At 64.8% G+C, this 19,893-nt stretch carries 16 protein-coding genes; 8 read left to right on the top strand and 8 right to left on the bottom strand.

Going from position 1 to position 19,893, the window contains the following annotated elements:
* The 3 genes from U9979_RS09815 to U9979_RS09805 all read right to left on the bottom strand — a co-directional run.
* The coding region (locus tag U9979_RS09815; protein WP_416219837.1) for a glycosyltransferase at positions 1-451 on the bottom strand (451 nt) is incomplete at its 3' end.
* Positions 448-1,731 (bottom strand): glycosyltransferase family 4 protein, encoded by a 1,284-nt coding sequence (locus U9979_RS09810; protein ID WP_322779118.1) that lies wholly within the window; start codon positions 1,729-1,731, stop codon positions 448-450. The genes U9979_RS09815 and U9979_RS09810, both read right to left, overlap by 4 nt.
* A 111-nt stretch (positions 1,732-1,842) precedes the next feature.
* Positions 1,843-3,156: a nucleotide sugar dehydrogenase gene (locus U9979_RS09805; protein WP_322779117.1), complete on the bottom strand. Its 1,314-nt coding sequence runs from the start codon at positions 3,154-3,156 to the stop codon at positions 1,843-1,845.
* Positions 3,157-3,318: 162 nt separating this feature from the next.
* Between U9979_RS09805 and U9979_RS09800 the strand changes: the two genes are divergently transcribed.
* Positions 3,319-3,999: a protein tyrosine phosphatase gene (locus U9979_RS09800; RefSeq protein WP_322779116.1), complete on the top strand. Its 681-nt coding sequence runs from the start codon at positions 3,319-3,321 to the stop codon at positions 3,997-3,999.
* Here U9979_RS09800 and U9979_RS09795 read toward each other — a convergent pair.
* On the bottom strand, positions 3,938-5,539 hold the full coding sequence (locus U9979_RS09795; protein ID WP_322779115.1) for a bifunctional diguanylate cyclase/phosphodiesterase: 1,602 nt from the start codon (positions 5,537-5,539) through the stop codon (positions 3,938-3,940). The genes U9979_RS09800 and U9979_RS09795 overlap by 62 nt on opposite strands.
* Positions 5,540-6,583: 1,044 nt before the next feature.
* On the opposite strand from U9979_RS09795, the gene U9979_RS09790 reads away from it, so the two are divergent.
* From U9979_RS09790 to U9979_RS09765, 6 genes are all read left to right on the top strand, one after another.
* The gene (locus U9979_RS09790) at positions 6,584-7,897 is read left to right on the top strand and encodes an O-antigen polymerase (protein ID WP_322779114.1); all 1,314 of its coding nucleotides are present in this window, start codon (positions 6,584-6,586) and stop codon (positions 7,895-7,897) included.
* Positions 7,898-8,127: 230 nt separating this feature from the next.
* Positions 8,128-9,054, top strand: coding sequence for a hypothetical protein (locus U9979_RS09785; protein ID WP_322779113.1), 927 nt, complete (start codon positions 8,128-8,130; stop codon positions 9,052-9,054).
* The gene (locus U9979_RS09780; RefSeq protein WP_322779112.1) at positions 9,048-9,941 is read left to right on the top strand and encodes a class I SAM-dependent methyltransferase; all 894 of its coding nucleotides are present in this window, start codon (positions 9,048-9,050) and stop codon (positions 9,939-9,941) included. Before U9979_RS09785 ends, U9979_RS09780 begins: the two co-directional genes overlap by 7 nt.
* A 220-nt stretch (positions 9,942-10,161) precedes the next feature.
* Entirely contained in the window at positions 10,162-10,989 is an 828-nt protein-coding gene (locus tag U9979_RS09775) for a glycosyltransferase (RefSeq protein WP_322779111.1), read from the top strand.
* 114 nt (positions 10,990-11,103) lie between these two features.
* On the top strand, positions 11,104-12,432 hold the full coding sequence (locus U9979_RS09770; protein WP_322779110.1) for a glycosyltransferase family 4 protein: 1,329 nt from the start codon (positions 11,104-11,106) through the stop codon (positions 12,430-12,432).
* A gap of 134 nt (positions 12,433-12,566) precedes the next feature.
* Complete coding sequence (locus U9979_RS09765) at positions 12,567-13,532, top strand: NAD-dependent epimerase/dehydratase family protein (RefSeq protein ID WP_322779109.1); 966 nt, start codon at positions 12,567-12,569, stop codon at positions 13,530-13,532.
* 195 nt (positions 13,533-13,727) lie between these two features.
* On the opposite strand, the gene U9979_RS09760 is transcribed toward U9979_RS09765, so the two are convergent.
* Positions 13,728-14,951 (bottom strand): DegT/DnrJ/EryC1/StrS aminotransferase family protein, encoded by a 1,224-nt coding sequence (locus U9979_RS09760; RefSeq protein WP_322779108.1) that lies wholly within the window; start codon positions 14,949-14,951, stop codon positions 13,728-13,730.
* Positions 14,952-15,030: 79 nt separating this feature from the next.
* Positions 15,031-15,681 carry a sugar transferase gene (locus U9979_RS09755; RefSeq protein WP_322779107.1) on the bottom strand — a complete coding sequence of 217 codons (651 nt, stop codon included), beginning with the start codon at positions 15,679-15,681 and terminating at the stop codon, positions 15,031-15,033.
* Positions 15,682-15,961: 280 nt separating this feature from the next.
* Here U9979_RS09755 and U9979_RS09750 point away from each other — a divergent pair, with 280 nt between their 5' ends.
* Positions 15,962-16,639 carry an acetyltransferase gene (locus tag U9979_RS09750; protein WP_322779106.1) on the top strand — a complete coding sequence of 226 codons (678 nt, stop codon included), beginning with the start codon at positions 15,962-15,964 and terminating at the stop codon, positions 16,637-16,639.
* Positions 16,640-16,665: 26 nt separating this feature from the next.
* Here U9979_RS09750 and U9979_RS09745 read toward each other — a convergent pair whose 3' ends face one another.
* Together U9979_RS09745 and dnaG are read right to left on the bottom strand one after the other, a co-directional pair.
* Positions 16,666-17,847 carry an RNA polymerase sigma factor gene (locus U9979_RS09745; protein WP_322750238.1) on the bottom strand — a complete coding sequence of 394 codons (1,182 nt, stop codon included), beginning with the start codon at positions 17,845-17,847 and terminating at the stop codon, positions 16,666-16,668.
* Between the two features lie 40 nt (positions 17,848-17,887).
* The gene (dnaG, locus tag U9979_RS09740) at positions 17,888-19,783 is read right to left on the bottom strand and encodes a DNA primase (protein WP_322750237.1); all 1,896 of its coding nucleotides are present in this window, start codon (positions 19,781-19,783) and stop codon (positions 17,888-17,890) included.
* Positions 19,784-19,893 lie beyond the last annotated feature (110 nt).

The raw sequence follows: 19,893 nt of genomic DNA, 5'->3' as shown, positions 1-19,893 counted from the left end.
CGCACACCGCCACCAGATCGGTCGCGCCGACGTCGATCAGACCTCGGTCGACCACGCGCGCCAGGCGTTCCCCGGCCGGACCGGTGCGTCGCCAATCCTGGCCGGTGTGGAAGTGGGCGACGCGCCGCGACACGCCGGCCACTCTGGCAAGTCCGAGCACAGCCCCCGAGGATGTCGGCACAGATGAATGCACGACCGAGGGCCGCAGCCGGCGCAGGAGTCGGATGAAGGTCAGTGGGAAGGATGGGCCGGGTCGGCAGTGGTGCACCTCTCCGCCGAGCGCGTGGATTTCGTCCTCCCACGCTCCCGGCTCGCCGGCCAGGGCGCAGAACACCAACCGGAACTCATCTGGATCGAGCCTGCGCATCAGTTCGACGGTACGACGCTGCGCACCAGCCCGGTCCATGGCGCCGACCACGTGCAGCACCGTCCGCGGCGCTCCCACGCTCACGATCGCGACCCGGGCTCGGTCACCCGACGGGCGAACTCGACGTAGAAATGCCGGGCGCGTTCCTGGAGGAGCCGGGCACGATATCCCTCCGCCGTCGCCCTGTTACGAACAGACATTGCGGCCAGGCGCCCAGGCGAGACGAGCACCTCCTCGATGCGGGCGGCGAGCTGGGCAGGGCGTCCCGGGCGCACCAGATCCGCACCCGCGAGCAGTTCCACCGTGCCGCCGACGCTCGAGGCGATCGCGGGAACGCCGCGGGCCGCGGCCTCCAGCAGCACCCGGGGAAGTCCTTCGGTGCGCGAGGGCAGAACGAACAGGTCGGTCTCGTCGAACGCGGCGCGTATCCCGGGCCGGTCAAGCACGGTCACGAAGGTCACGACACCGCCGATACCGAGATCGCGCGCCCGGGCCACCAGCGCGTCATGGCGGCGACCAGTGCCGACAATCGTCACAGTGATGCCGTCGTCGCGTCGGGCGATGCGGGCCACCGCGTCCAGAAGCACGTCATGGCCCTTGTGGTTGTGCTCCTGGGAACCGATCGCCAACAATCGGGCGGGTGCCGGCGGGCGGGCGAGCTGCCCACGGGGCCCGGCGCAGTAGTCACTCTCGTCCAGCCGGACCGTCGAATAGGACGTCGTGAACGCATCGTCCGGTGGCGGGTGGTCACGCTGTAGTACCCGACTCGTGACATAGCTGACCGCGACCGCGCCCGTGCGCTGGCGGGCGAACTGGCGCCGAGCCGGTCCGGCGGCCCACCCGCCGAGGATCTCCCCGGCCATGTTCGCCGGGTCACCGACCACCTCCAGCGCATACGGAATCCCGCGCACCCGCAACGCGGCGACCAGCGCGGTGCTGACCAGGCTCGGCATCCTGGCGATGTAACAGGTGCCGGACGCCGCCGTACCGGCTGTACCGGCCGGGCCAGTCGCGCCGGCCCGACTGGCGTCGCGGCACACCCGTCCGATGGCGCGGCGCAGTGCGGGCAGGGCGCACAGATAGCCTCGCGCGCCGCGATAGTCGGTGAGCGGGTGGACGGTGACCCCTGGACCATCGGCCCGCTGAGTGCTGATGATTCCCTCGGTGATCTCGGCGTCGGTTTGGCGCGGGCCGCGCGACCAACTCGGCGGCGCCGGCGCCGCCACTCTGGCGAGCACTGTGACGGAATCGAAGGCATCGAGGTAACGCGACCACATGGGATAGGCGTCAGCGGGTGTAGGCGATCGGATGCTGCCGTCGGGCAATCGGTGCAACCGTGCGTCCGTCGCGACGACGACCCGCATTCCACCTGCCCTCCATACCAGACCGGACCGGGCCGGAGCACTCCGGCCGGCACGCACATCCTCGCACCCAAACTGTAACCTACAGCATTTGTAAGACCACCTGTAGTTACGTTACAGGAGCGTGATGTCGGCTTCGCCTTCGGCGGCTACCGCGGTGCCGTCGTGGCGTGCGGACCGCGGTGAGGGCAACCAGCAGCGGGTGTCGAGCACGGCGCGGGCGTAGCGTGCCACTAGGTCCCGCCCGAAGGCGTCGTGATCGACCAGGACGACCACCAGGTCGGCAGCGGCCAGTTCCTGGGCGTCGGCCTCGACGAAGGTCACCCCCGACGGCAGGCACGAGTCGTCGACGTGCGGGTCCGCGGCCCGCACGTCCGCGCCGAGCGCATCAAGGAGCACGGCGACCCGCACCGCCGAGGACTCCCGCGCGTCACCGGTGTTCTTCTTGTAGGCCAGACCCAGCAGGAGAATCCGGCTTCCGTTCACGGCCATCCGACGACGGTTGAGTATTTCCACGACCCGCCGTACGACGTGGTCGGGCATGTTGTCGTTGACGTCGTTGGCGAGCTCCACGAACCGGAAGCTGCGCCCGAGGCTACGGCGCACCCGCCACGACAGGTAGGACGGGTCGATGGGCAGACAGTGCCCGCCGACCCCGGGGCCGGGGCTGAACCGCAGGAAGCCGAACGGTTTCGTCGCCGCCGCCTCAATGGCCTCCCAGACGTCGACGCCCAGCTCATGGGCGAACATCGCCAGTTCGTTCACCAGTGCGATGTTGACGTGGCGGAAGGTGTTCTCCAGCAGCTTGGTCAGTTCCGCGGTGCGCACGCAGCCCACCGGCACGGTCCGCTCGACCAGGGTGTCGTAGAACTCCCGAACGGCCCGCAGCGACGCCACGTCGATCCCCGAGACCACCTTCGGGGTGTTGACCAGGTTCCAGGTCGGGTTACCCGGGTCGATCCGCTCGGGCGAGTACCCGAGGAAGAAGGAGCCCCCGGCGACCAGCCCGGAGAACTCTTCCAGGATCGGCCCGAACAGTTCGTCGGTGGTTCCCGGGTAGGTCGTGGACTCCAGCACCACGGTCGCCCCGGGCGCGAGGCGCGCACCGAGGCTGCGCCCGGCGCTTTCGATGTAGGACAGATCCGGGATACCTTCACGCAACGGCGTCGGTACCGTCACCACAGCCACGTCGAACCCGGCGGCGTCCTCATAGTTCGACGATGCGTAGTACCGGCCGCTCTCCAGAGCGGCGGCCACCGTCGAATCCGGGACGTCCTCCACGTAAGACTCGCCGATTCCCAGGCGCTTGACCCGGCCTTCGTCGATCTCGATCCCGACCACGGACCAGCCAACCTCGACCGCCCGCATCGCCAGCGGCAGGCCCACATAGCCCTGACCCACCACCACCAACTTTCCGCAACGACTCATATACAGATCGTGACAGACCTAACGCCCCCTGGAGGGATGTCGTGGCAGGTGTCGCGCCCCAGCAACAAGCAACCGCATTAGCAAGCGACACATCAACTACATTGAGTAATATTATTGATACTAAAAAACATCCAAGCCCGGACCCGAGGAGGGGCGGACGACGTGGCACTTTCGGCGACGATCAACCAACCAATCTCGTCCACGCCGCCCTGGCAGGTGCTGGTGGTCTGTACGGGCAACCTGTGCCGATCACCGATGACCGAGTATCTCGCCGTCGCGGCATTGCGGGCAAACCTTGGCACCGAGGTGCATTCGGTGACCGTCAGCAGCGCCGGAACACACGCCCGTAACGGCATGCCGATGCACCGGCATGCCGCCGCAGTCCTGGCAGAACGAGGCATCAACCCGGCCGGCTTCGCCGCGCGCCGCCTTGACGGCACGATGGTGAGCGACGCTTGCTTGGTGCTGTGCGCCGGGCGCGAACACCGCAGCTTCGTGGTGGCAATGGCGCCGAAGGCGGTGCGCCGTACCTTCACGCTCCGAGAGTTCGCCCGGCTGACCGCCGGCATCGCCTCCACCGGCATCCCGGCACACACCGGCCAGGCGAACCCCTGCCCAGCGGAGACGATCCGGGCAGACGGTGTCCGAACCTGTGGAGACGCGCTTGTCGCCCACGCGGCGGATCACCGGGGTCGACTCCGGCCCGAGCATCCCACCGACGACGACATCGCCGACCCGATCGGAGCATCGATCGAGGCGTTCCGATCCTGCGCCGAGCAGATCAGCGCCGCGCTGGCGCAGCCGCTGGCACTGCTGACCCGCGCCGTACAGATGAACACCTGACCCCCGCCGGCACACCAACACCCATGGTAATCATGGCCGGGGACAACCCGGTGCGACTGGCCCACTGGCGTAACCAGGGGAGAACCTGGTCGCCATGCATCGGCCGGGACACGAAGTAGCCCTGTACCTCGTCGCATCCCCAGGCCGCCAGTAGCGCCCATAGGCCGGTTGTCTCGACGCCCTCGGCGACCATCCGCAGTCCGAGCGTGTGCGCCAGGGCGATGGTCGAACGGACGATCTCCGCAGCGGTCGAGTCCCGTTCGACCTCTCGCAGGAAGGCCCGGTCGAGCTTGAGCTCATCGGCCGGTAGGTCGCGCAGGTAGGCCAATGAACAGTAGCCGCTGCCATAGTCGTCGAGGCTGACCCGGACGCCGAGCATCCGCAGCCGGGCGAGCGTGCGCTGAGCATGTTCACGCCGCGCCATCAGGGAATCCTCGGTGATCTCCACACACAGCGCAGCGGGCGGCACATCCGCCTTACCCAGGGCGTCACGCACCTCCAACGCGAAGCCGGAATCGACGATCACGGATGCCGGAACGTTCACCGATACTGACAGCGCTGCGCCGCCGGCGCGCCAACGTGCGCACTCGTCCAACGCGGTCCGAAGGACGAGCGCGGTCAGCGCCGGCATCAGGCCCATGGCCTCCATGTCGGGGAGAAAGAGATCTGGCGAGCGGACGCCGTCGACGGGATGTCGCCACCGCACCAGCGCCTCCATGCCGGTGACGCAGCCGGTACGCAGATCGGCTTTGGGCTGGTACCGCAGTTCGATCTGCCCACCTCGCAGTCCCGCGCGCAGCTCAGTCCGCAGCCGCAGCCGGGCCGGGCTGGGCCGGACCAAGCCCGTGTCGTACACACGGTGACTAATGTGTGACTTCTTCGCCTCGCGTAGGGCCAAGGCGGCATTGCCCAGTAGCTCGCTGACATCGGTACCGTGATCGGGAGCTATGGCGATACCTACCTTCACCTCAAGTGGTGCCCGCATACCGGCCAGTACGAACGGCATTCCCAGCGCATCCCGGACACGGACCGCCACATGGTCGACCACCGTCCGTGCCTGTTCGCCGTCGATCCCACGAAGCAGCACGGCAAACTCGTCGCCACTGATCCGTGCGAGCAGGTCACCGGGCCGTCGGACCGCACTGATCCGCCGGCTCACAGCGACCAGCAGACGATCGCCGTACTCATGACCGAGGCCACCGTTGATCTCGCCAAAACGGTCGACGTCGATCAGCATCAGCGCCGTGGTCGGCCCGGACACCCGACGGCCAGGCGATAGGCCGCCGCTCCCGGCACCTACCGCTGGTGGCTTCGGGACGTCGGTGAGCAGGCGTGCGGCCTCCTCCAGAAACCCACGCCGATCGGTCAGCCCGGTCAGTTCGTCGATCCGCGTGAACTCACCGTCGGTCTGTTCCGCCCGACGCGCACGGGTCCGCAGTACTGTCCGAGCGATCACAAAAATGACCGACAGCCACAGCAGGTCAACGACCCATACGGCAACTTCGCGGCGCAACATGATCAAGATCGGCAATCCAGCCATGATCGCTCCGATGGGCACCGAGGTCACCGGTGCACCGTGCCCAACACCTGCACCGGCACCGGCACCGGTTGGCCGAGCGGCCCGGTGGATCCGGTCGGCACAACCCGACAGGAGTGACGAGCCCTCCGCCGACGCAGCCGAGTGAAGCTTCCGGTGCCGTGCCCTGTTCGCCGACATGAACATCGCAATCATTGAGCTGATAATGTCGCGATGAGCTCACTGCCGGCGCATCCTGTGCCATTGCCAAGCATCGAGTCCCCCGGATTTCGAACGTGCTGATTGTTCAGCGTGACCCGTCCGAGGGTAACGGGTTGCTCTTCCCCTATATGCGGCACTTCGGTCGCAGTCGATCAGCTTCAAGCCGCACTACCAGGCATTTCCCGCGTATGAGCTCGGTCCGCGTCGAAGACAACCACCGGAAGCCACAACGTGGTCCGTTTAAAAGCCCACAGCGTGGCTGCCCGAGGGGACGTCAACACCGATCGGATCGACCGCACTGTGACGTCGCTCTGCGCGCAGTGGTTGCTGGCCAGGACAGAAGTGCCGCGAACGGCACTGATAGCAGTAACGGCGGCGCCAGTCGCTCTAAGTATACCAATTAATGCCATATGCCCACAGCGGGCTGGGTATACGCCGCCGCGCCACGCAAGCTAATACCCAACGTAACCCCATTGCTACGCTAAGATTCATGCCAGCAGACATCGAGGCCCGCACCCAGCCTCCAGACGCTGTCGCCGAGGAGAGGCCCGTGAAGTTCCTGCCCGTCATAGGCTCGTGGCCGAGCTAGCTCGCATAGACCGCAAAACTCGGGCCGCCCGATCATCATGCCGGGCTCCCCACCGGAGGTCGGCTTCGGTAAGGCTCGAGCCCGGCTCACACAAAGCGCCGGAGGATCGGCAGCGGATGCCCATGCCCATGCCCATGCCCTGACATCGGTGCCGACGGTGACCTCGTTCCGTAACACGGACCGCGTCGCGGCAGGCCGAATCTCCGGAGCTCCAGTTTTCGACGTTCTGGACCTTCAACCATGCACGGAGTATTAGCTTGTCCACTGACGGGATCATCGCCCTCACTCTGGCTGCCATACTGTGCCTGACGACAAACATAGTCACGAAGCGACGCTCAGGGCGAGTCAATCCGGTCTTCATTCACAATCTTGTCTGGATTGCCGCGCTCCTGATCTTCGCGGCCGGCCTCATCCAGTACAATCATCTTTCACTGCACGCCTGGATGTTACTCGTCGCAGGGCTTGCCGGGGCGAACCTTCCCGCGCTCCTGCCTCCCGGGCCGGCGGTCGCGGGCACGAATATTCACTCCACCAAGCCCGCCACCAAGCCTTGGCCGGGATGCACGCTGATCCTTCCAGCACTCTTCGCCATCGGATTCGTGTGCTACCTACAAGCCATCAGCGGCACCTACGGCATCGGCCGAATACTCTCCGATCCAGCATTCATACGCAGCAGGCAGGGCAGTGACCAGTTTGTTGATTCATTTCCACTCTACGCACGACTGCTCTACTTCCTGGGGCCGTTCGTATTCTTCTGTTATGCGAACCCGAAGATCTCCGGGATCCGAGCGCCGCGTACCGTCCGCTGGATCGTCATCATTTCGGTGAGTGCCGCGCTCCTGATGTCACTGGGACGTACGCTGCCCTTCGTCGCCCTTGCGTGGCACAGCACCGCCGCTCTGCTCACGAGCCGTCAGAAAGTTGACAACAGGACCAGTCGTAAGCGACGCCTTGCCATACCGCTCATCAGCGTCATAGCCGCCCTTGCGGCTTTTCAGTACATCGGGTCGCAGCTCGGCAAGCTGGGTTCAGCCGACGCACGTTATCAAAGCTATGTCACCAGCACAAGCCTGCAAGGCAGCCCATGGACATCGTTGATCGTATATGCGACTAGTGGAATCCCGGCCTTCGGAAGCCTTGTCGACGATCCCACGTCGCACCTGGAGTACGGCCGCCAGACAGCCAGCCCCCTCCTGAAAATCGTTCCCATAACGACAGCCGGGAAAGAAGTCTCACAGTTTGTCAACGTCCCGTTCCCAACCAATGTATACACGTGGTTCGAGCCATATTACCGTGATTTCGGCGACGTCGGCGTCGTGGTCTTCTCCCTCCTCATCGGTTTCGCGCTCACCCATACCGCCGACCGAGCATCGGAGGGGCCGATTCAACTCTCAGCAGCCGCCCTGCTAATTGGCCTCAGCGCGTGGGCGCCATTCGTCAATAAATATGTGTCCTCGTTTACCTTGGAATATCTTGTAATTCTTGTGATTATTCACAGGTCGCGAAAACAGCTGGCAACCGACCGAACGACCCCGGAACTTGCCGCCACGGCGCGGCTGCGGCCGGCATGAGGCAGCGCCTCATTGGACTTCTGGTCAGCCTGTCGGCCGCCAGTTACCTCACCAGCTTCCTCCGGGAACGGTTTCTGTATCGCAAGGCAGTCGGTCTTCCCGCGCTCGACCACGCTGTCATCGTCCTCGGCTCTGCAGCAGTGTTCGCCAACGTCCTGGGCCTGTTCCTGGGGACCTTGTGGCTTACCGGCCGACTACACCGAGCCAGATGGCCGTTCCTTGTTCCCGGCATGGCGACGGCTCTCGTCGTTGTTGTCGCCGAGCCAGCCTTCTTCATCATCATGGTACTGGTCGGCGCCGCGGCTACCTACGAAACAAACCGACAACGCTCCGCCTTCGCCGGACGGCAGTCGGTGGCCCTGTTCGGCGCATTGACCGCCATTATTCCCACGCTCACAGTCTGGTCCGTCCTGGGAACCACTACCGTGCCACGTATTCTCGATGGCTATGCCGCCGGTGCGTTCTGGCAGGCGTCCTTCGCGACCGCCGCCGCATACGGCACTACCCAGCCGGCGGCGAATGTCCAGTCCCGCCCGGTACTCTGGCCAGTCGCATATATTGCAGCCACCCAGATCCATGCGATGATTGATCGCTTTCTACTGGCGGGTACTGGAAACGGTATGGCGGCATCCGCCGCCTTCGGATATAACCTGGCCGATGCCGTTGTGCTGGTATTGGCCGGTCCGCTTGCCGCCGAGATCGTCGCCGGACGGCTCTCCTTCGATCGGTCACGGCGCCTGCTGCTCATCGGTGGCGTTGTCACAGCCACGTATCTTCTGTCGATACCCGCTGTCCTGGGAATAGCAGTCAAGGGCGGTAACGCAACGGGTGAAGAGTTCGATCAGCTGGTGCTCTTCGCGCTTCTCTACGGAACAGGAATGATTCCAGCTCTCTGGTGGATCATTACAACCCGAGAGATGCTCAGTCACCAGATTTGGTGGGCGCTTGCAGCACGCACCGCAGGCCTGATGCTCGTCGTGCACTGCGCCTTTTCGGTCCTGCTCCGGGTCATGGGAGCTTCGCAATTGATCCCATTCGGCTGGCTCATCGGTACTGCCGCCGGTGCGATGATCTGCCGACGTCCAACGTCGCTGCGACGAATTCCTAAACATGCTGTGCGATCCGAGCACAGAGAGGAGAACGTTCCATCATGTTGACGCAAACCGTCATCCCTCCGTCGGTGATGCACGCTCATGTGGTGAATATTGTCACCGCCGAGGTGCGCGACTGGGAACGCGGACAGAAGCTACGAATTCTAGACGTCGGCTGTGGCGACGGACGGTTCATCGGTTTCGCGCATCAGCGGTTGCCTATCATCACCGAGCGGCCGGTCGAAATCTACGGCTTCGATGTCTCAGACGCCGGGCTGCAACGCTCCGACTTCTTCGCCCGCACGATCGACGGACTGACCCAGATAGATCCTACAGTCAACTGGCCGGCGAGACTACAGCAGGTCACGTCAGGGGACCCCTGGCCGTTCTCTGACGGCTGGTTTGACATTGTGGTGTCAAACCAGGTCGGAGAACACGTCCGGGACATCAGTCGGTTCCTGGCGGAGGCTGCCCGCGTAACAAGGACCGGGGGGTTTTCCGTACATGTGTTCCCGCTTCGCGGCTATCTGGTGGAAGGGCATACCGGTATTCCATTTGCCCATCGGATCCTGTCACACGACTTCCGCGAAACCTATCTGCGAACGGTGGCGAGGTTTGGCCTCTCCCGGATCGGTCCGCTGCGCCAAAACCCCAAAGAAAGCGCAACAGAATTCGCGACCACGCGGTCTGACTACGTCTCGTTCGAGACGTGTTACCACACCTGGCCGGAGCTTGCACAAGCCGCCTGTGCGGCGGGATGGCGAGCCTCCTACAGGTACACACCCAACGTATATTTGCTCAAAGCCGGCTACCTCGCCGGAGTCGATCTGGCCAATGTTTATCGTCGTCCCCGGCCGATCGTTGATGCACTGACCTTCCGACCGCTGAGTCGGATTTCAAGCGTGACGGTATTTCTCGAGCGGAAACATACATACGATGCTGATTCAGTCTGATCACCCTGTACTGCATGTGGTGACCCCATATGGACCGGGCGGAGGCAGTTCCCGGGTGCGGGTGCTTGACTGGCTCCGGTGGCTCCGGCTGGATGCCGAGGTACACGATTACCTCGGCCGACACAATGCAGACCCCCGCGCGTTGGCCTGTCAGCCGCTGGCAGTTGCCGGCGCTGAACGAGCGACACGCAGACTACGGCGTCGACGAACCGATCGGCTGTTGCTGCACCGTGAGGCGAGCCCATTTAGTCGTGGCCACCTCGAACGGCAGATCCTGTCAGCCGCCCGCCTCGGAATCTATGACTTCGACGATGCGCTGCAATGGGATTCGGGCGGCGGATGGACACGGAACATCATCCCGAAGCCAGCGAAATGTATCGCCGCGGTCAGGGCAGCGGACAGAGTCGTCGCCGGCAATGACGTGCTCGCGGACTGGGCCGCTGGCTTCAGCCGAGACGTGGTCATGATTCCAAGCTGTGTCAACCCGGAAGCCTATACACGAAAGAATCTCTACACGCTTTCCGATCCGCCGCTGCTGGGCTGGGTCGGCAGTCCGAGCACTGAACGCTACCTCCGCCTTGTCGAACGTCCGCTTCTCGAACTTCATCTCCGGACCGGGGTCCGTTTTCGGATCGTCAGCGCCGGCGCGGCGTCCCTCGGCGCCCTCGACGTCATGGTCGAGCGGGTACCCTGGAGACAACTCGACGTCAGCCGCCACCTTGCGGAAATGGATGTCGCCATCGCTCCGCTCGACGACGGGCCCTATGAACGTGGTAAATGCGCATACAAAATTCTCCAGTACGGAGCGTCCGGCGTGCCCGTTGTCGGTTCTCCGGTGGGCGCGAACCAATTGGCGCTCCAACGGCTGGGTGGCACGGCAATCACCGAGCCTGGCGACTGGTTTGATGCGATATATACCCTTCTCACCATGAGTGCCGCTAAGCGCGCACAAATCGGTGAACACGCCAACCTGGCCGTCCGAGAACACTACTCGTTCGCTTCCTGGGAATCGAGATGGCGCAGCGCGGTTGGGCTCGATCCCTGCTGACGGACGGACGCTGAGAATCGCTCCTCCAACCCCTGGAAATTCGTCCGACAATGACCGAATCCTGCGGCCGATCCGAGCAGATCCGAGCAGATCCGAGAAAACACCCGCTTCCAGATGCTCGCTTTTTGCAAAACATCCACTACCGTGAGTAGTATGACTATCACGGATATTCCGCATGCCAGCGGCCCCGGTGGAACTTCAGCGCAAGGGGTTGCCATCAGACTGATGTTCATCGTGACCGTTCCGATGAGCGCCCGTATCCTGCTCCGTGGCCAGCTCGCCGATATGAAAAGTCGTGGCTATTCCGTAACCCTCGTCTCGTCTCCAGGACCTGACCTGTCGGCAACCGGTCAGCGCGAGGGTGTCAAAGCCATTCCCGTGCAAATGGAACGTCAGATATCTCCCTTGCTAGACCTGCGGGCACTATTCGATCTCATCCGCGTCCTGCAAAAGGAGCAGCCGATGATCACAAAGGTCGGGACACCCAAGGCGGGGTTGCTCGGCGGGCTTGCGGCCGTGGCCACCGGTGTGCCCTGCCGTGTGTACGTACTGCACGGCCTACGCCTGGAAACCGCCACCGGGCTGAAACGCGCACTCCTGTGGAGCGCGGAGCGCGTTGCCTGTCTCAGCGCACATCGAGTCCTCTGCGCAAGCCCGAGTTTGCTGCGGGAGGCCGAACGACTTCACCTGCTGCCTCGCGGAAAAGGCGTTCTTCTCGGTGGTGGCACCACCAACGGAGTCGACAGCAGTCGATTTACAGCCACCGAAGAACGCCTGCGTGCGGCTAGTACACTCCGCGAAGGACTTGGGGTTCCCGAGGATGCCAAGGTCATTGGCTTCGTGGGTCGGCTCACCGGCGACAAGGGTGTCGTGGAACTACTCGCGGCGCACCGAATCCTCAGGCGCAGTTTTCCCGATCTGTGCCTCCTGCTTGTCGGCGAGCCGGATCCGGACGATCCGCTACCCGCTCATGCGGCGTCGATGCTGGCCGCACCAGGTGTGATCATGGCTGGCTGGATGGTTGACACCGCGCCGGCATACCACGCAATGGATGTCCTGGCGCTTCCCACTTACCGAGAGGGATTTCCGGGCGTCCCACTTGAAGCCGCCGCTGCGGGTCGACCGGTGGTCACGACAAGCGTCACGGGTGCAGTTGATGCGGTCGTGGAGGGCGTCACCGGGTACATCGTCCCGCCGAGGGATCCGGGCGCCCTCGCCGATGCGCTGGGCCGTCTGCTCGCCGATCCGGCCCTGGCTGTGGAGCTGGGGAGGAGCGGGCGAGAACGGGTCGGACGTGATTTCAGTCAGGCCACTGTCTGGGATGAGAATGCTGCCCTTTTCCGGGAACTTCTCACGGAGCGGAGCAACAGCATGAAAACCGATACGAGACTCAGGAGGATGGTGAAGCGAATTCGTGGAACAGCCGCGGTTGGGAGTACTTGAACCGGCTGCGGACAGCTGGCGGCTGGCAGAGACGCAGCTACGGGACGCCGTCTCCCTACGACCGAGTCAAGGTTTTCATCCGAAATTCTTCCTTTAGCTCAAGAATCGATCGAGGTGGCGCAATGAGGATAGTCGTGACCGGTGGTGCCGGGTTTATCGGCGCGAATCTGTGCAATACACTTCTCGCGCGGAAGGTGTCGGAGGTGATAGTGATCGATGACTTCAGCACCGGAACCCACATGAATCTTGAGGGACTCGCCGTGGACGTCCACGAGGCCAGCATCCTTGACCGCAGCGCAGTCGACAAAGCCGTCGCACGAGCCGACACCGTCATCCATCTAGCTGCTCGTCCATCGGTACCACGGTCACTGGCCGATCCGCTCGCCTCGAACGAGGTGAACGTAACGGGCACACTTAATATTCTCGAAGCGGCGCGACGAGTGGGGGCTCACGTGGTCGTCGCGTCATCGTCCTCCGTCTACGGCGGTAATCAGAAGCTGCCGAAAAAAGAGGGCATGTTGCCCTGCCCGCTGAGCCCGTACGCGGTAAGCAAGCTCGCGGCTGAAAACTATACCCTGGCGTATGCCGCCTGCTTCGAGGTACCAGTCCTCGCAATTCGCCTCTTTAACGTGTTCGGCCCGATGCAGTCCTCCGGACATGCTTATGCAGCGGTCATCCCACAATTTGTCGAGGCTGCGGTTCGAGGACACGAACTGCAGGTCCACGGAGACGGGCGGCAGACCCGGGACTTTACCTACGTGCGGTCGGTGACTGAGATTCTAGCCGATGCGGCGCTGCGGCGGGTTGTTCACAACGGCCCGGTAAACCTGGCATTCGGTACCCGGACGAACCTGCTGACAGTGATTCAGATTCTTGAGCGAATAATCGGCCGTCGGCTGGATGTCGAGTATCTCACGCCGCGGCCCGGTGACGTCCGTGACTCGCAGGCTGACACCGGAATCCTGCGGACGCTCTTCCCGGCGGCGACGCCATATCACCTGGAATCTGCATTGGCCTCGACCGTCCAATGGTATATGAACAGATTTGCCACCGAATACCGTCGGCCCGGTGAAACGCCGATTTCACTCGCCGCGGAATGAGGATACGATAAGAGGGAGTCGCCCACGGTGTTCCGTCGGCCGCCGCGCACCTGCCCCTCGTTGTTGTCGCTACAGATACATACCGCTGGCGCGGCACCCGATACATGGGGTTTTCCGCGTCGACGGTGCTGCGGCGGTCGATCTCGCTTCCCCGGGTTACCCGCCGGCGTGGCAGCGGGCGTCCCCGGTGGCTATTCATGCTGTGGCGACGGCGAGTACCTTTTCGACGGCGTCAGCGACGTCGGCCATATCGCTCAGGTCGATGGTCGGATGGACGAGAAACGCCAGCGAGGTCTCACCGAGTTCGCGGGCCACGGGTAGCCGGGCCGGCGGGCGGAGGTCCAGCCCGAACGCCCGCTCCAGATAGACCTCACCGCAGCTCCCGACCGCGCACGGAACACCTTCTGCGCGGACAGCCTCGACAATCCGGTCACGGCTCCAATCGGCCCGCAACCGCTGCGGGTCGAGATAGGCGTACAAACGGTAAAAAGATGCTTCGAGGTTTTCTCCGTCGGGTGTGGGTACCCGCAGCGACGGCAGTTCCGAAAGCCGCTTCGCCAGTGCCGCCGCATTCTCCCGCCGACGTTCGATCCACCTGGGCAGGTCGGGTAGGACGACTCGGCCCACAGCCGCGGCAAGCTCATGCATCCTGGCATTGCTGCCGAAGGACGTGTGGGCCCAACGAAAACCGGATCCGTGGTGCGGGGTCGCGAGGATATCGGGGTCCTTACCATGGTCCTTGTACGCCCAGACGGCCCGCCAGATCGCCGGGTTGTCGGTGGTGACCATCCCACCCTCGCCGGCAGTAGTAAGAATCTTGTCCTGACAGAAGGACCAGGCGGCGACGTCACCAAGGCCGCCGACCGGCCTTCCGTCGTAGCCGGCGCCGTGTGCCTGGGCGCAGTCCTCGACCACAGCAAGACCGTGCGTACGCGCCACACTCAGGAGCGGATCCATGTCAACCGGCCAGCCTCCCAGGTGCACGGCGATCACGGCACGGGTCCGCGGCCCGATCGCCGGACCTACCGTCCCGGTGGTGAGGTTGCCGGAATCTCGGTTGACATCGACGAAGACGGGCCGGGCACCGACGGCGATCACGCAGGTTGCCGACGCCACGAACGTCCGGCTTGGCACCAGCACCTCGTCGCCCGCGCCGACACCGACGGCGCGTAGGGCAAGCTCGAGCGCGAGCGTGCCGTTCGCGACGGCTACGCCGTGGGCGACGCCGACCGCGGCGGCGTACTCACGTTCGAAGGCCCGCCCGTGCGATCCGGTCCAGTAGTTGACCAACCCGCTCCGCAGCACCTCCCCGACCACGGCGATCTCCTGTTCGGCGAACCGCGGCCAGCCGGGGAAAGCTGCCCGGCGGACGGGCATTCCCCCGTCGACGGCGAGCTGGGCCGTGGTGATGCTCCGCATGAAAGCTCCCGTGATTTCGGTCGAGGTTACATACCTGTTCGCAGGCTGCAGTGACGATTCACGTCAGGGAAGACTCGCGTCAGTGACGATTCAGCGGGGTATCCGCGGTGGCAGCATCGGTTCGCTGTGCGGGAATACTTGTCGTAGCGGTGTCGGATTCAAGGTCCGGGTTCAGGCCGCCGGCTCCGTACGTGCCGTCTCCCCGGACAAGGGTGACCAATGTGCGCGCGATGATCTGAAAGTCCAGCCAGGTGCCCCGGTTGTCCACATACCAGACATCAAGGTCGATGCGGCGTGCCCATGGAATCCCGTTTCGGCCGTTGATCTGTGCCCATCCGGTGAGGCCTGCCGGTACGTCGAGGCGCCGCCGCTGAAAAGGCGTGTACCGGTCCACCTGGCTGCGTACCGTTGGACGCGGCCCGACCAGACTCATATCATTTCGCACCACATTGATCAGCTGAGGCAGCTCGTCGATGCTGGTCGCGCGCAGCAGGCGACCCACTCTGGTGATGCGGTCGTCTTCGCGGTGTGTGACAAGACCGAGGCCTCGACTTTCCGCATCCACGACCATTGTCCGGAACTTCAACATTGTGAACGAACGGCCGTTCTCCCCGATCCGTTCCTGGCGGAAGAACACCGGACCGCCGTCTTCAAGGCGAATTGCCACGGCTGCGGCCAGCAGTAGGGGCGCGCACCCGACAAGGCCGACGACCGCCCCGGCGGCGTCCACCGCCCGTTTCGCCCGTCGACTGCGGCGCTCATACCTGACAAACCGATCACAGCGGTCACAGCGGTCACAGCGGGTCGCGGTCGCCGTCGGTGTTGGCTGGGCCGTGGGTGCGGGTGCGGGTGCGGGTGCGGGTGTCGGTTCCGATACGAGGACACGACCCGGTACGTTCGCTGCTGGCGCGTAGGAGGGGCCGTCGGAGGAATGGGTGACGCTCATAATGCACGCACAGTAACACTACTGAGCGCGCTCGTACGACTACCAATCGGCGAAGGAGGCGGGTGTGGGCCACGATCCAACGACGCTGGTCGTGGTCGGGGCCGGCGGCCACGGCCGGGAACTGATCGATGTCGTCGAAGCCGTCAACGCGGTCTGCCCGACCTACGAGCTGCTCGGGGTACTTGACGACAACGAACCCGACCCGGACAGGCTGCGCCGACGCGGGGTGCGCCATCTGGGCCCGGTACGGCTCCTCGCCGAGATCGATGCGGCCTATGTCGTCGGCGTCGGCGCGCCCGCCGTACGCCGAGCCGTCGACTCGATGGCAACCAACTGGGGACGCCGGGCGGCCACGCTGGTGCACCCTCGGGCCGTCATCGGGCGGGACGTGCTTCTAGGCCCAGGCAGTGTGGTCTGCGCGCTGGCAAGCATCACCACGAACGTGCGGACCGGCCGGCACGTCCATCTGAACATCGGAGCAACCGTCGCGCACGACTGCCAGCTCGGAAACTACGTCACCCTGTCTCCGGGCGCGCATGTCAGTGGCACGGTGACGCTCGAGGACGACGTGACGATCGGCACCGGCGCGACGGTGATCCAGGGACTGACCGTCGGAATCGGTACGACGGTCGGGGCCGGCGCAGCCGTGGTCCGTAGCCTTCCAGCCGGAGTGGTCGCGGTCGGTGTACCCGCCCGTCCGCGGGCAGCGGTCATCGCGCAGCAGAACCCCGCGGACTCGTGATCCGTGTCGACCGCGAACCCCAACTACTACTCCAGGTAGTCGCGCAGCTTCTGCGACCGGGACGGATGGCGCAGCTTCGACAGTGTCTTCGACTCGATCTGCCGGATGCGCTCGCGGGTGACCCCGAACTCCCGGCCGACCTCCTCCAGCGTGCGCGGGTGGCCGTCGGTCAACCCGAACCGCAGCTGGATGACTTTCTTCTCCCGGTCGGAGAGGGTGTGCAGAACCGAGTCGAGCTGCTCCTGCAGCAGGATGAAGCTGGCCGCGTCCACCGGCACGACCGCGTCGCAGTCCTCGATGAAGTCACCGAGGTGAGAGTCTTCCTCCTCACCGATCGGGGTCTCCAGCGACACCGGCTCCTGGGAGACCTTGAGGATCTCGCGTACCTTGTCGGGCGTGAGATCCATCTCCTTGGCGATCTCCTCCGGGCTCGGTTCGCGACCGAGGTCCTGCAGGAGCTGCCGCTGGATGCGGATCAACTTGTTGATCGTCTCGACCATGTGCACCGGAATGCGGATGGTGCGTGCCTGGTCGGCGATGGCACGGGTGATCGCCTGGCGGATCCACCAGGTGGCGTAGGTGGAGAACTTGTAGCCCTTGGTGTAGTCGAACTTCTCCACAGCGCGGATCAGACCGAGGTTGCCCTCCTGGATGAGATCCAGGAACAGCATGCCGCGGCCCACGTAGCGCTTGGCGATCGACACCACAAGCCGCAGGTTCGCCTCGACCAGCTTACGCTTGGCAATCTGCCCGTCACGCTCAATCGCCTCGAGGTCACGACGCATCTGCGGAGAGGTCTTGCGGGTCGCCGCCGCGATCTTCTCGGAGGCGAACAGGCCGGCCTCGATCCGCTTGGCGAGGTCGACCTCCTCCTCCGCGGTCAGCAGCGGAACCTTGCCGATCTCCTTGAGATACATGCGGACCGGATCGGAGGTCGGCGCTTTGAGCGCCAGCTCCTCCTCCTCACGGCGACGCCGGGCGAGCAGGTCGGCCTCGTCGGCGTCCTCCCCACCCGCCTCGAGAATCTCGATGCCCTCGTCGTTGAGGACCTGCAGGACGGCGTCGGTCTGCTCCGGTGGCAGCTCGGCCGCCTGCAGTGCGACCGTGACGTCCTCGGTGGTGAGGAAACCGATCTCCTTGCCCCTGGTGATGAGGTCCTTGACCTCGTCCACCTGGGCCTCGCGCGGTAGGACGGCTGGACTGCTCATGGGCGGAATCTCGTCACTTCCTTCTCGGGATCGACCCAGGTTACGCGGCACCCAGGCCCCGTTCCCGGAGCTGGCGCTTGTGCTGTTCCAAGGCGATCAGCTCACCATATGCGCGCTTGAACGTCTCGGCGTCGGTCACGGGGTTGAGCCGCTGCACACGCGACTTCACCTCCGTGATACGACGGGTCACATGCAACTCCTGTATACGTGACATCTGCTCATCGACATACCTGTCGTCGACATCGTGGTCGCAGAACACGGCTTCGACGGCAAGCCCGGTGACGAACCGCCGCAGCTCGTCGTCGCCGGCTGCCGTGGCCACCATGCCAACCCAGCCAGGGACATCACCGGCCGCGGACAAGCCCGCGCATACGCCACCTGCCGTAACGACGGCCATACGGACAGCACGGTGCGCGGGAACTGTGAACAGCTCGGCCGGCAACGTGTCGAACGCCGGGCCGGCCAATCCGGGATACTGGAGCGCAACCTTGAGCACCTCCCGTTCGACTGCCACAGCTGCGTCGTCCGCAGTGCCCTCGCGCGGCCGCAACCGCGCCGGGCGGGCGGGCGCGGAGCCACCACCGGACGCGTCACCACCGCCACCGCGTACGGAGTGCTCTGCGACCCGCCGCACCACAAACTCTTCATCCAGAAAACCGAGCCAGTTGTCAAGGTTAACCGCATAACGGTGTCGCAGGCCCCGGTCTTTCAGCCTGTTAATCAGCGGCGCGACCGCGTCCAGCGCCGCCAGCCGTCCCTCGGTCGTGTCGAGGTTGAACTCGGCCAGTTTCCCCCGGATCGCGAACTCCACCAGCGGGACGCGCGCGGCGACGAGATCGCGAACCGCCTCGTCGCCGCGGGCCAGCCGCAGGTCGCACGGGTCCAGCCCGGACGGTTCGACTGCCACGAAGGTCTGGGTGACGAACCGCTCCTCGAACTCGAAGGCACGAATGGCGGCCTTGCGGCCGGCCTCGTCGCCATCGAAGGTGAACACGACCTCACCGCGGTGCTCGCTCTGATCCATCAGCAGGCGCCGCAATACGGTCACGTGCTCGCTGCCGAACGCGGTACCGCAGGAGGCGACCGCGGTCGGGACGCCGGCGAGATGACAGGCCATCACGTCGGTGTAACCCTCGACGACCACGACCTGATACCGCCGGGCGATCTCCCGCCGGGCGAGGTCGGCACCGTAGAGCAGGCTGGCCTTCTTGAACAACGGGGTCTCGGGGGTGTTGAGGTACTTGGGTCCGGGATCGTCGGCGGCGAGCCGACGGGCGCCGAAGCCGACGACATCCCCGGCGAGGTCACGAATCGGCCATACCAGCCTCCGATGGAACCGATCGATGAGGCTCCCGCGACTGCTTTGTTTGGCCAGGCCGCCGAGGACGAGCTCCGCGGCGGTGAAGTGCCGGCCCATCAGGTGACGGGTCAGGGTGTCCCAACCTGCCGGCGCATAGCCGACGCTGAACCGCGACACCGCGTGCTGGTCGAAGCCCCGGGCCGTGAGAAAATCCCAGCCTTCGCGGGCGTCGGCTGCGCTCAGCCGTTCGGCGTAGAACTCGGCCGCCACGCGGTGAGCGTCAAGGAGCCGCTGGCGCTGGCTGGTGACCACACGGCTGGTCACCCCGCCGCCTTCGTAGCTCAGGGTGATCCCGGCACGACGGGCGAGTCGTTCCACCGCCTCCGGGAACGACAGCGCGTCGATGGCCCGGACGAATGCGATCACGTCGCCACCGACACCGCAACCGAAGCAGTGGTAGGCGCCGACCTGCGGACGGACGTTGAACGACGGGGACTTCTCGTCATGGAACGGGCACAGACCGCGCAGCTGACCGCTGCTGACGGGACGCAGCTGTACATAGTCGCCGATGATGTCCGCGATCGGCGAACGGTCACGCACGGCGGCAACATCTGCGTCGCGGATGCGTCCGGCCATACGTCCCTCCCTGCATCCCGGGCGGGGTGTCGACGGGCCGGGGTCACACCGGGGTCCGCTGCCCCTGCACTGATGCCCTCGGCCTGCCACCGCCCCCGCGGGTCCGCCCT

Source organism: Protofrankia sp. Cas4 (genome assembly GCF_963555915.1).
Taxonomy (GTDB): Bacteria; Actinomycetota; Actinomycetes; order Frankiales; family Frankiaceae; genus Protofrankia.
Note: the sequence above shows the minus strand (reverse complement) of the source record. Positions and strands in the feature narration are given on the sequence as shown.

Coding starts and splice junctions, on each gene's coding strand:
- U9979_RS09785 (WP_322779113.1), top strand. CDS start 8,128: ATGGCGACGGCTCTCGTCGTTGTTGTCGCCGAGCCAGCCTTCTTCATC.
- U9979_RS09810 (WP_322779118.1), bottom strand. CDS start 1,731: ATGCGGGTCGTCGTCGCGACGGACGCACGGTTGCACCGATTGCCCGAC.
- U9979_RS09780 (WP_322779112.1), top strand. CDS start 9,048: ATGTTGACGCAAACCGTCATCCCTCCGTCGGTGATGCACGCTCATGTG.
- U9979_RS09770 (WP_322779110.1), top strand. CDS start 11,104: ATGCTCGCTTTTTGCAAAACATCCACTACCGTGAGTAGTATGACTATC.
- U9979_RS09805 (WP_322779117.1), bottom strand. CDS start 3,156: ATGAGTCGTTGCGGAAAGTTGGTGGTGGTGGGTCAGGGCTATGTGGGC.
- dnaG (WP_322750237.1), bottom strand. CDS start 19,783: ATGGCCGGACGCATCCGCGACGCAGATGTTGCCGCCGTGCGTGACCGT.
- U9979_RS09795 (WP_322779115.1), bottom strand. CDS start 5,539: ATGGCTGGATTGCCGATCTTGATCATGTTGCGCCGCGAAGTTGCCGTA.
- U9979_RS09745 (WP_322750238.1), bottom strand. CDS start 17,847: ATGAGCAGTCCAGCCGTCCTACCGCGCGAGGCCCAGGTGGACGAGGTC.
- U9979_RS09760 (WP_322779108.1), bottom strand. CDS start 14,951: ATGCGGAGCATCACCACGGCCCAGCTCGCCGTCGACGGGGGAATGCCC.